Here is a 12,016-nt window from a genome sequence, read left to right as displayed (position 1 = left end):
TAAGTATTATACCCTAACTTTTATATTTGTCAATAGTAAATATTTCTTTTTTCACAAGATATACTATAAAAATTATTCTGTATAATCAAAATCTTCTATTATTTTTTCTAGATTTTTCATAGTAAAATTTTTTTTCAAATACTCCAGTTTTCTTTTTAGTTCTTTTTCTTTTTTAAATATTCCAAGTTTATTTTCATATTCATCCAGTTTCTTAACTCCTTTTTTTATATTATCAAAAACTGCCTGTCTCGTAACTCCGCATTGCTGTGCAATTTCTGAAAGAGAACTGTTTTCTTCCAAATAAAGTTCTAAATACTCTCTCTTTTTGTGTGGAAAAAGTTCACTATAATAAGAAAATAATACAGAATATTTTAAAAAATTATCCAACTTATCCATAATATATTCAAACTCCCTTTATTTTTTTACTTTTCTAATGATTTGTTTTTTCCAAACATATTGTTCCATCTTATTTTTATTAATTCTATTTTTTACAATTTTTATCTTTTCCAAAATATTTTTATAATTTTCATTTTCAGTTCCAAAAGTATCTTTAGAAATTTTTTCACATTTTTCTAACAATTCCAATGCCTTTTTATAACTTTTATTTTCAAAAAAAGCATTTATCAAATTATTCAAAATATTTAAATAAAGATTACTAGCTTCGCCAACCTGTCTTTTCAATATTTTTAATACCTCATTCGCTATATTTTCTGCCATTTTTTTTTCTTCTAGCTTCAAATAAGGTCTTACCATGTTACCTAGTATAATAGCTCCTTGAATTTCACTATCATCCAAGTCTTGTAATATTTCCAAACTTTTTTTTTGCCATTTTACTGAATCCAGATATCTCTCATTTTCTTCATAAAAAAGTCCCAAATTATTACAAATTCCTGCAAATATATATCCATTTTGAAAATTATTCTTTTTGTAAATTTTTATTGCTTTATGATACTTTTCCTCAACTTTTTCATAATCTTTCATAACTCTATAAACTTCAGCAAGATTGGCATTACAAGTTACGTATGCAAGATTATTTTCACCATATAGCTTCAAAATAATATTTTCCGCCTTTGTCAATAGCCTTGCTGATTCTTCAAATTTTCCTACATATTTTAACGCATTTCCCAATTCTGTTAAAATTTTTGCATTCTCTTCACTTTCCTGCCCAAAAACTCTCTTAAACAGCAATCTTAATTCCCTCAAAACCTCAATTTCCTTTTCAATTTTACCATTATTTAAATACTCTTTTCTTTTTATAATCAATTCTTGTATTCTATTCTCTTTTATTTCCCTTTCTTTTCCAGTCATTTTTAAATTCCCTCTTTTTAAAAATTTTTTGTACAATTTATTTTAGGTGAACTACTCCTACTTTTAGAAGCAAAAACTTCTTGGGAAGTATCTACTTTAATTAGCCAAATATATTTACCAAGCTCTTCGGATAGTTCCTAACCTGTTTTCTTTTTTTCTTTTTTTTTCTGCACTTTTCTCCAAATTTAATGCCTGACTCATCATCTTCAGATTCAAATTCTCAAAAGTCACAGCATTACATTCTTTAGAAATTTTATCATTAATGGCTTCTCTTCGATATTTTATACAAAAATTGTATCATAGATATATCCTTTTTTCAATTTTTTTACAAAAAAAGCAATTCATCTCCCACTTATAGAAAGCCTACGACTTCTTGCTATCTTTTTGTTAAAAAATTTTTGTACATTGACAAAATTATATATAAGTGATTTTTTTACAATACATAAAAATATCATAAACTAACTAGAGTACATAACCAACCTGCTAAAACAATATAAATATTTTATTCTGTCATAAATTCAGACAATAAAAAATCAAAAAATCTCCTTAAATTTCAGGAATCTGTAAAACAACTTCAAATCCCCCATATTCACTATGTTTCATCTCAACTTTTCCATTATGGACATCCATAATTTGTTTTACGATAAGAAGCCCTAAACCGTGCTGCTGTTCTGTTGTATTTTTATCACAAACCATATAATGTGGCATATTATTAAGCTTTTCCAGCTCTTCATCAGAAACTCCTATTCCATTATCTTCAACACAAATTATACAATTTTTTTCATCTTCTTTTACTGAAACATAAATTGTGCAACCATTTTCATTATGATTAATACTATTTTGGATTAAATTCGCCAAAGCTCGTTTTATCAAATTTTTATCAACATTAACAAAGCAGGATACAAATTCACTTTTCGTCTTCCATTCTATCGGAAATCTCTCGTCAATATCCATATTCAAAAAATCAACAATTACTTGTCGAACGACTGCAACTGCATTTTCTTTTTTCTTCTCAAAAGGCTGCATATTATATTCTAATTTTGAAGCAAGATTCAAATCATTTATCAGATTTTTTATACGCTCACTTTGTTTCAAAATAACAGAAAGTTTTTTCCCCGTTTCATCTGATAAATTTGAAGATGTTTTTAATTGACTTGCATAGCCCATTATCATTGACAATGGAGTACGAATGTCGTGGGAAACTCCTGCAATCCAGTTTGCTCGTGCCGTATCTTTATTTCGCAGTTGTTCTCTTTGATCTTGCAAAATTTCAGAAGTTTTATTTATACTTTTTGCAAGTTCGGATAAAAAGCCTTTTTCATCTATTTTTACTGGCTTATCTTTTGGTAAATCCTGTATACCTTTTATTATTGGATTTACTGATTTTAAAAGTTTTGAATTTGAAAAAATGTAAATCAAAAATACAAAAAATATATTAGATAGTAAAAATATAAGAAAAAAATTAGGAACATTTTGAATTAGACGATAATTCCAGGTAGCTGTGGAATATTTCCAGTAACTGTCTTTTGGATATCCTAATACAAGTAAATCATTTCTAATTTTTGCTGTAAAAACTGGATAACCTTTTATGTAAGCATGTGAAAATAGAGCTATATCAAATACCGAATATTCTTTTGGAATCTCGCTTGGCAAGTTTTCTGTTTGCCATATCACTTTTTTAGAATCATTGTCAATCACAATCGCCCAAATATTTTGCTTTTTCAAATTGGAAATTTCTTTATCTAGCAAAAAATATTTTCTGTCTTTAAATTTTATCATTTTTGCTATTTCAAAAGTTTTATCTGAAGGCGAATCATCTGTCGAATATTTGAAAAATATAAATTCAAACAAAAAAATATTTAAAAATAGAAGCAAAAATATGCTTAATATTATTGTTATTACAAAACGGCGTATAAGTTTTAATATATTTTTCATACTATTTTCCCTCCACGATCAATTTATAACCTAATCCTTTCATTGTTATAAGAGAAACTGGATGTGACGGCTCTTTCTCAATTTTTTCCCTAATCCGTCTAATATGAGTCATCAAGGAATTTGAGTAAACATAAGCATTTTCGCCCCAAATAGCTTCACATAGCGAATCAATCGTTACAATTCGTCCAGCATTTCTGTATAAAGTTTTTAGTAGTTCATATTCCTTTGCAGTTAAGGAAATTTTTTTCCCATCCTTTACAATTTCTCCTCGTGAAAAATCAATCTGACAGCCATTTAAGTTCACAATAAAATTCTCTTCCTTGTAAGTCCGTCGCAAAATTGCTGTAATCCTAAACAAAAGTTCTTTTGGCAAAAAAGGTTTTACAATATAATCGTCCGCTCCCAATCCAAATCCTTTGAATTTATCCTCATCCTCTCCTCGTGCTGTAAGAAATAAAATTGGATAATTATTGTCTTTTCTCAACTTTTCAAGCAACTCAAAACCATTCCCATCTGGAAGCATCACATCCAATATCGCAAAATCAGGTTTCTTCTCTTCAACACATTTTAAAGCCTCTTTCACATTTTTAGCAGTCCTTGTATTTTCATACCCTCCATCTTCCAAAATTGACACAACCATATTCAAAATTTCCTGTTCATCATCCACAATCAAAATACATTTATCTCTCAAATATTTTTCAACCATTTCAAACTTCCTCCAATTATCACTAAAATTCATAAATCATTATATCACAAAAATCACTCCTAACTTCCCAATTTTCCAAAAAGTAAGGTAAATGTAAAGTAGCGAAAATGTTGCTGTAAAGTTGATGTGGTAATATATGAATATAGAAAAGGAAGAAACAAAATTTAATAAAGAAATAATGAGAGGATGATTTTTATGAACAATGAAATGATCAAAAAAACAACTGAAAAAAGAGTTTTTCTTTCCGATAAGGAACAACATCAAAAAGTTAGTAAAATTGCATTAATTATGAGTTTAATCCCAATTTTAAGCCAATTTATTACATTTTTTAAAGTGCATTATACAGTATCACATATATTTGGTATTGTAAATATTTTATGTATTTTATGCTCTTTCGTTCTATCTATTTTGTGTATCAAAAATCGAGAAAATCGAAATTTGATGAATATTTTTTCAATGATATTAAGTGGAATTTTTATGGTAATTATAGCTATAATTGCTTTTGCGGTTGTGGTTTATACGGTAAAAGGATAGAAAATTGATATTAAATTAAAAAGAGACTTTGTTCAATTAATAAACAGAGTCTCTTTTTTGCTATATTCGATAATCTTCTTGCTGGGTTTCTTAATAGTCTTATACCAATTTTTCATAAAAATTCAATACAGTACAAATACATTTTTATTTTCCTCATTCAACTTTTCATATCATAAAAATTCTCCAAAATCAACAAAAGCTCCTCCCCATAATCTCTAACTTTCCGTTTCCCCATTCCCCTTATTTGCGAAAGTTCTTCAACAGTTTTAGGATTTGCCTTTATTATGTCAACTAAAAGCTGATTTGAAGCAACGATGTAAGGTGGATATCCCAGCATTTGTGCTTCTCCAGCTCTCCATTCTTTCAAAATCTTATATAGCTCGGCTTCTTCTTCTGAAAGATATTCTTCATGATTTTTATTAATCTCTTTAGTATCTCTTCCATTTTGAAAAAAATTATTTTTCTCTAAATTTTTATCTATATTCTCTGCCTTTTCATATTCAACAAAAGCCGTCCAGTAATATTTCCCCTCAATTTTCACTAGCTCAGCCTGATACTTCACAATCTGAACATTTCCTAGCATTCTTTCCAGCTTTCCCTGCTCAAATTCTTCTGTCCTCTCATTAAATGGCAGAGTTACAATTTTTAACACCTCAATTTCCCCCTTTTTGTTTCATTTTTTTAATCCGATACTTAGCAATCTTAAAATTGAATTCTATCTTCTACTTTCTCAAAACCGCTCCATAATCTTTCTCAACTTTAGTCACGATTTTATTTGAAATATCAACAATTTCCTTTTCTTCAAGTGTTTTGTTTTTATCTCTCAAGATTACACTAATTGCCACACTCTTCATTCCTGGCAACACTCCTACACCTTGATAAATGTCAAATAATTCCACTTTTTCAATCTTTTTATCAACTTTTTGAATCGTTTTTAAAACATCTCCAACCAAAATATCTTCTCTCATAACGAACGCAAAATCTCTTGGAACAGCTGGATATTTTACAATTCCTTGATATTTAATTTTCTTACCAATATATTTTTGAATCAAGTCAATGTTAAATTCTCCAACTAAAACTGATGTTTTCCCTAAATCAAAGTTTTCCAATACATCTGGATGAATTTCCCCAAAACTTCCAATCAATTCACGACCAACAAATACGTCAACTGAACGACCTGGATGGTATTGACTTTGTTCAGAACGTTTTACCATATAATTATTGAATTTTAATTGTGTGAAAATTTCTTCCACAATCCCTTTTAAATCATAAAAATCATAAGGAACTGGTTTTGGATTCCACAATGTCTTATTATTTTCTCCAGCCAAAATTATTCCCAATTTTACTTCTTCCTTCGCCAATTCTTCCGCTTTCACAAAAGTTCTGCTAACTTCAAAAAATCTAATATTTGTAGCATTTCTATTCATATTTTCTTTAGCATTTTTTAACAAGCTATAAAGCAATGTTGGACGTAATGTTACAAAATCTTCTGTAATTGGTCTTAATAAATCAATTAAATTTTCTCTTTCAACGCTTGTATATTTAATTTTTTCCATCGCATCTTTTGGTACAAAACTGTAATTAATAACTTCTTTAAGCCCAGCATTTGCCGCAATCAATTTCACTTGTGTAGAAAGTTTTGTTGTATCAATAACTGGTTTTTCACTAATATCCAATTTTGGTAAAATATTTTCAATATTATCAAAACCGTACATTCTAATAACTTCTTCAAAGTAATCTTGCTCATTTTCCAAGTCATCACGATAAGTAGGTGCAGTCAATGTCAATGTTTCTCCATTATCCACAACCTCGATTTCAAGTCTAGTCAATATCCCAATAACTGTTTCACGTGGAATATTTTTCCCAACAAAACGGTTCAATCTCTCAAAGTTTAATGTAGCTGTTTTTTTCTTATATGGAACAGGATAATTGTCAACTACTCCTTCTAAAATTTCTCCACCTGCCACTTCTTGAATGATATTTGCAAGTCTATTTATCACATTAATCGCATTTTCCTCATCGACTCTTCTTTCAAATCTGTATGAAGAATCACTGAACAATGTCAATCTTCTTGAAGTTTTTCTAACATTTTGCGAATTGAAGTTTGCTACTTCCAACAAAATATTTTTCGTATTTTCAGTAATTTGAGAATTTTCTCCACCCATTACTCCACCAAGCGCAACGGCTTTCACACCATCAGAAATCACGATATCATCCCTATTCAATTCTCTTTCTTGCTCATCAAGCGTAACTAATTTTTCATTTTCATGTCCCGCTCTCACAACAATTTTTCCACCTTCAATTTTATCTAAATCAAAAGTATGATTTGGTTGATTCAATTCCATCATTATGAAATTTGAAACATCTACGATGTTGTTAATACTTCTAATTCCAATAGATTCTACTCTTTCTTTTAACCATTTTGGACTTTCCTTAACTGTAACATTTTTAATTATTCTAGCCACATATCTTTTTGCCAAATTGCTGTCTTCAATTTCAACCGAAATGTTATCAGATGTTTTTTCAGAACTTTCTGAATTTATTGCAAAACTTGGATATTTAACCTCTTTACTGTAATAAGCTCCTAACTCTCTTGCAATCCCAATATGCGACAAACAATCAGGACGATTTGGAGTGATTTCCAATTCAAAAACTGTGTCATTAATTCCTAAATACTCTTTCATAGGCACTCCAACAGGCGTATCTTCAGGTAAAATCATAATTCCAGAAGAATCTTTCCCTATATTTAATTCTTCTTCAGAACACAACATTCCATTCGATTCTACACCTCTAATTTTACCTTTTTTAATAACAAAATCTGGAGCTAATTTTGCCCCAACTTGTGCCAATACAACTTTATCCCCAGCCTTATGATTAGATGCTCCACAAACGATTTGCAAAATTTCTTTTCCATTATCAACTTTACAAATTGTCAAGTGGTCAGAATCAGGGTGCATCTCTTTTTCAATAATTTGTGCCGTTACGACATTTTCTAAATTTCCCCCTAAAACTTCGATTTTTTCTACTTCCTGACCAATCATAGTCAAGGCATTTTCCATTTCATTTATTCCTATTCCATCTAAATCTATATATTGCTTTAACCAGTTTAACGAAATTAGCATTCTATTTTTGTATGACAAACCTATAAATTCTCAATTTATAGATTATCACACTCTCCTTTCTTTAATTTATAAATTATATTTTTCCCACAATAATGTGGATAACTTTTTTTATTTAATAACAATCCCAATTGTAGAGAATTTCTGTAAAGTCTTTGTTTTTCAACTTTTTACGATTTATAAAAAAGTTTAATACTCCAGCATCTCCAATACAAACTTTCCATTTTTTCGTATTTTCATCATATTCGCTATCCAATTGAAACAGTACCGTATCATATTTTTTATACTTTTCTTCAAATTCTCTCGGGTCACTCTGTGTAAAAAATGCAAATCCATCACATTGTGAATGTGGTTCTTCTGAATATTCCATTTCAATATTCAATATTTTACGATAAAGCCAATCTTCTTGATGCTGCTCCAAATTTTTCTCTTTACAAAGTTTATCAAACACATTATAAATCGCCTCTTCAAATCTTTCCTTCTCTGTTCGTAACTCAAATTTTATTTTATAACTTTCATTATTGTTTGTAAGAAAACTTTCCTCATAATTATGCGGTTTATAAATGTTTTCAAGCTCTTTTTCATCATAAAATTCTTCAATTTCATCGTAATAAATCACACGAAAAGTATCTTGAACCGTCGGACTATCAAAGTCAAGTCCAAACATAGCATCATCATCATCAAATACAAAAAACTGTAAAATTCCCTTTTGTGGAAAATCCTTTAGTCCCTTCAAATCCTCGCAATTAATCTGTGCAATCATCAGCATTTCCTCACCATTAGGTGCTTTGGGAAACTCTGCTCCTTTTGGAAGATACGGCAATCCCACAATTTTACTGTCTGTTATTTTCAACTTATCTTCCACTAGCTTTATTTTTGCAAAAGTTTTCGTTGGTGAATTTTTTTCATAATCCTCACGAATTTCTTCATAAAATTTTTTCACATACTCATCATCAATTTTTATTTCTAATTCATTTTCCATTTTTAACCTTCCAATTAAATTAGTAATTTATTATCTAAATTTTTCCATTCTTACAATTCCTTCATTATCTGCTTTGTTCACTCCATTTTTGCAACTATATCCCATTTCTTATAAAACGGAACAGCTGTAATAGATGCAGGTACTTCGATTCTTTTGGCTCTTAAAAAATATTCATCTTTTTCCAATGTTTCAATAATTTTTCGTCCTATTCCCTTTCCCTGATATTCAGGCGAGATAAAAATAGTAAATAAAGAACTTTCATCAATTTTATCCCAATATGGTGCAATTGCACCACATCCAATAATATTGCCTTTTTCTTAGGCAACATAAAAATGTGTCTACGAGGCTCTTTTAAGAACATTTTCAGGCTGGAAATTATTTACGTGATTTTCTATTGAATCAGCAGAATAATCTTTTATATTTGTTTTCCGCAATGTATCAATCATCAATTCAGATACTTTTTTAGCATCCTTTTCTTCAAATCTACGTATTTTCATATTTTTCTCCGCTTTTTAAATTTATTTATAAATCTCTTTTCTATGCCCAATATCAAAAATATAAATTGTTATTTTTTCATCAATAATTGTAGCTAAGATTCTGTAATTTCCAACTCTATATCGCCATTTTCCCTTATATTTGCCTTGTAGCGCTTTTCCCTGACTACGTGGATTTTCAAGTTTGCTTAATGTATTTTTTAAATAATCTAAAATTAGAAATTGATTTTTTTTATCCATTTTGAGTAATTTTTTTTTCGCTTTTTTCTCTATTTCAATTTTATAATAATTCATTTTCAAAGCCTAGCTCCTTTATTACATCATTCAATGAATAAAATTTTCCATCGCTTTCTTCAATCGCCTTATCTAATTCCTTGGCATCTCTTAAATCTTCCAGATATTCTCTCAATAAAGCAGATAGCACCTCATTTTCATTTTCTCCATTTTCTCTTACTTCTTTTTTAAATTCATTCATTAAGTTTGAATTTACATCAACTGTATACAACATTTTAACCTCCCTTTAAATTTTTTGATATACAATAGCAAGCAGACCTACCTGTTAAAATTGGTCCAAAAATCTCTCATCATTTTCAAAAAATGCTCTCAAGTCATCAATTCCATATTTTAACATCGTAATTCTTTCAAGTCCCAATCCAAATGCAAATCCTTGATATTTTTGTGGGTCAATTCCAACACCTGAAAGCACTTTTGGATTTACCATTCCACTTCCAAGAATTTCAAGCCATCCTGTCCCTTTACAAACTCTACATCCTTCACCTTTACAAACTCCACATTCTACATCCATTTCTGCAGAAGGTTCTGTAAATGGGAAAAAGTGTGGTCTAAATCTTACTCTTCTGTCTTCTCCAAATATTTTCTTTACAATATTTTCCAAAATCGCTTTAAAATTTGCAAAAGAAACATTTTCTCCGACCATAAGTCCTTCCATTTGATGAAACATTGGCGTATGCGATACATCGTAATCTGGACGGTAAACTTTTCCAATTGAAATCATTCTAAATGGTGGTTTTCTGTCTTCCATGTATCTAATTTGCATTCCAGAAGTTTGAGTTCTCAAGACAACTTTATCTTCTTCAATGTAAAATGTATCTGTAATTTCTCTCGATGGATGTGTCTTTGGAATATTTAATGCATCAAAATTATATTTTACGTACTCAACTTCAGGCCCGTCAACAATGTCAAATCCCATAGAAGAAACGATATCTTTTATTTCCAAAACTGTTTTAGTAAGTGGATGAAGTGATCCAACATTAGCTTTTCTTCCAGGTAAAGTTACATCTATTGTCTCATTTTTCAATCTTTCCTGTTTAGCAATTTCTTTCAAACTAGTTGTAGTTTCATCGAATTTCGCCAACAACACATTTTTTATTTCATTTGTGGTTTTTCCAAACTCAGCTCTTTTCTCAGCAGCGATATTTCCCATTTCCTTCATTATCGCCGTAAATTCCCCTTTTTTCCCTAAGATTTTTACTCTCAATTCATTCAATTCCTCAAGATTTCCAACTTTATCAAGTTTTTCTAACACTTCTTCTCTCAAGTGTGCTAATTTTTCTAACATTTTTCCTCCTATTTATTTCGCTATTTCAGTATTTTAACCATAAAAATTTATGTTTTAATTATATCATACTTTAAATATATAAAAAAGTTTAAATTTTTTATTTAATTTTAAATATTTTATTACATCTTTAAGCAAAATATAGTGAAACTGTTTTAAAACAAAATTCAAAAACTATGACTATTTTATCAAAATCCTACGTTTATAAAATTTTTAACAATTCAATTTTAAATGGGTTTGAATATATATTGAAATAAAAAATATAATATGCTAGAATTAGGAAAGAAAATAAAACAAAATAAAGGAAAAATAAAAAAATGCAAGAAAGTAAAAATTTAAATACAGATAGTGAAAAAAATTTTTTTTATAAAACTTATGAATATAAAAATGGAAAAGCTATGAAAATTTTTTTTAGGTTAACAAGAGAAAAAGGAAAAAATTCTTTAAAAGTTTCAAAATATTTGAAAAAAGATTTTCCAGAACTGAATTTTATGAAAATAACAGGATATAAAGTTGTAAAGTATTCACCGTTTCATATAAAAATAGAAACTGTTTTGGAAAATATAAATAAAACATTTAATGGAAATTTTATATCTTACTATGATTATCTTGTAAAAGAAGATAATTTTGAACTTGCATACAAGACAGTCGATTTATGGTTTGAATTTGAAAAAAATTTCTTTGAAAAAGGATATTATCACATGGACTTTAGTTTAGGTAATTTCTTCATAGATAAAAATAGTGGAAAAATTGCATTTATTGATTTTGATGATATTGTTAGAAAACCTCCTTTTTTTAGAAAACGACTTTATTTAACAAAGTCTATAAGAAGTTTTGAAGGATCTATGAAATTTTTTCTATCAGTAAAAAATTTTACCAAAAAAGAAAATAAAAAAATTATTGATAAATTAGAAGAAATTAAAAAAATATACAACGTTGTTTCAAGGGAAAAAGATATAAGAAAAACTGAAGAAATTTTAAATAGATAAAAAAATACTCAAACTCATTTAATACTAACCCTTCCCCATTTAAATAACGAATACATTATAAATATTTTTATTAGATTAAACCTAATATTTACTTCCAAATAATCAAAATAAATATTCATTTTTTAAACAATAGTATTAAGTTATTGAACATATTTAATATAAAATGACAAGAGGTTTTAACCTCTTGCCAAATAAAATTATGTATTCTTAAATGAAAAATAATATTAGTAGATTGCCCTAAATCCAATTCCACCTCTGACATTATTTCCTTTAGTATCATATCCAGCATTTACCGTAACACCAAATCTAGTATTGTCAACTCCGATGTTAAGGTCAAACTTACCATTTCCACGTCTGTCGTCTTTTTCGCCTC

At 28.5% G+C, this 12,016-nt stretch carries 14 protein-coding genes; 2 read left to right on the top strand and 12 right to left on the bottom strand.

What is annotated here, in order from left to right; translation table 11 throughout:
* Positions 1–72: 72 nt before the first annotated feature.
* From ACO409_RS05470 to ACO409_RS05455, 4 genes are all read right to left on the bottom strand, one after another.
* Entirely contained in the window at positions 73–396 is a 324-nt protein-coding gene (locus ACO409_RS05470; protein ID WP_485555567.1) for a YlxM family DNA-binding protein, read from the bottom strand.
* A gap of 18 nt (positions 397–414) precedes the next feature.
* Positions 415–1,308, bottom strand: coding sequence for a tetratricopeptide repeat protein (locus tag ACO409_RS05465; protein WP_485555565.1), 894 nt, complete (start codon positions 1,306–1,308; stop codon positions 415–417).
* Between the two features lie 546 nt (positions 1,309–1,854).
* A complete protein-coding gene (locus ACO409_RS05460) occupies positions 1,855–3,243 on the bottom strand; it encodes a sensor histidine kinase (RefSeq protein WP_485555563.1) in 1,389 nt (462 codons plus the stop codon).
* Between the two features lies 1 nt (position 3,244).
* Positions 3,245–3,949 (bottom strand): response regulator transcription factor, encoded by a 705-nt coding sequence (locus tag ACO409_RS05455; RefSeq protein WP_485555561.1) that lies wholly within the window; start codon positions 3,947–3,949, stop codon positions 3,245–3,247.
* A gap of 195 nt (positions 3,950–4,144) precedes the next feature.
* Here ACO409_RS05455 and ACO409_RS05450 point away from each other — a divergent pair, with 195 nt between their 5' ends.
* On the top strand, positions 4,145–4,483 hold the full coding sequence (locus ACO409_RS05450; protein WP_485555559.1) for a hypothetical protein: 339 nt from the start codon (positions 4,145–4,147) through the stop codon (positions 4,481–4,483).
* A gap of 157 nt (positions 4,484–4,640) precedes the next feature.
* On the opposite strand, the gene ACO409_RS05445 is transcribed toward ACO409_RS05450, so the two are convergent.
* From ACO409_RS05445 to pheS, 8 genes are all read right to left on the bottom strand, one after another.
* Positions 4,641–5,135: an HRDC domain-containing protein gene (locus tag ACO409_RS05445; protein WP_315045520.1), complete on the bottom strand. Its 495-nt coding sequence runs from the start codon at positions 5,133–5,135 to the stop codon at positions 4,641–4,643.
* A gap of 70 nt (positions 5,136–5,205) precedes the next feature.
* On the bottom strand, positions 5,206–7,605 hold the full coding sequence (pheT, locus tag ACO409_RS05440; protein ID WP_485555613.1) for a phenylalanine--tRNA ligase subunit beta: 2,400 nt from the start codon (positions 7,603–7,605) through the stop codon (positions 5,206–5,208).
* 112 nt (positions 7,606–7,717) lie between these two features.
* The gene (locus tag ACO409_RS05435) at positions 7,718–8,584 is read right to left on the bottom strand and encodes a YwqG family protein (RefSeq protein WP_485555557.1); all 867 of its coding nucleotides are present in this window, start codon (positions 8,582–8,584) and stop codon (positions 7,718–7,720) included.
* Positions 8,585–8,661: 77 nt separating this feature from the next.
* Entirely contained in the window at positions 8,662–8,850 is a 189-nt protein-coding gene (locus tag ACO409_RS05430) for a GNAT family N-acetyltransferase (RefSeq protein WP_485555611.1), read from the bottom strand.
* Between the two features lie 72 nt (positions 8,851–8,922).
* Positions 8,923–9,081: a hypothetical protein gene (locus tag ACO409_RS05425; RefSeq protein WP_485555555.1), complete on the bottom strand. Its 159-nt coding sequence runs from the start codon at positions 9,079–9,081 to the stop codon at positions 8,923–8,925.
* A gap of 21 nt (positions 9,082–9,102) precedes the next feature.
* Positions 9,103–9,372: a type II toxin-antitoxin system RelE family toxin gene (locus tag ACO409_RS05420; RefSeq protein WP_304080765.1), complete on the bottom strand. Its 270-nt coding sequence runs from the start codon at positions 9,370–9,372 to the stop codon at positions 9,103–9,105.
* Complete coding sequence (locus ACO409_RS05415) at positions 9,359–9,586, bottom strand: UDP-glucose 4-epimerase (RefSeq protein ID WP_295688814.1); 228 nt, start codon at positions 9,584–9,586, stop codon at positions 9,359–9,361. The genes ACO409_RS05420 and ACO409_RS05415 overlap by 14 nt, the downstream gene beginning before the upstream one ends.
* Before the next feature lie 51 nt (positions 9,587–9,637).
* Positions 9,638–10,657, bottom strand: a complete 1,020-nt coding sequence (gene pheS / locus ACO409_RS05410) for a phenylalanine--tRNA ligase subunit alpha (protein WP_315045509.1) — start codon at positions 10,655–10,657, stop codon at positions 9,638–9,640.
* 314 nt (positions 10,658–10,971) lie between these two features.
* On the opposite strand from pheS, the gene ACO409_RS05405 reads away from it, so the two are divergent.
* Positions 10,972–11,643 (top strand): hypothetical protein, encoded by a 672-nt coding sequence (locus tag ACO409_RS05405; RefSeq protein ID WP_485555552.1) that lies wholly within the window; start codon positions 10,972–10,974, stop codon positions 11,641–11,643.
* Positions 11,644–12,016 lie beyond the last annotated feature (373 nt).

The sequence above is a fragment of the Leptotrichia sp. genome, assembly GCF_057270615.1.
This window is presented reverse-complemented; position numbering and strand designations above follow the sequence as displayed.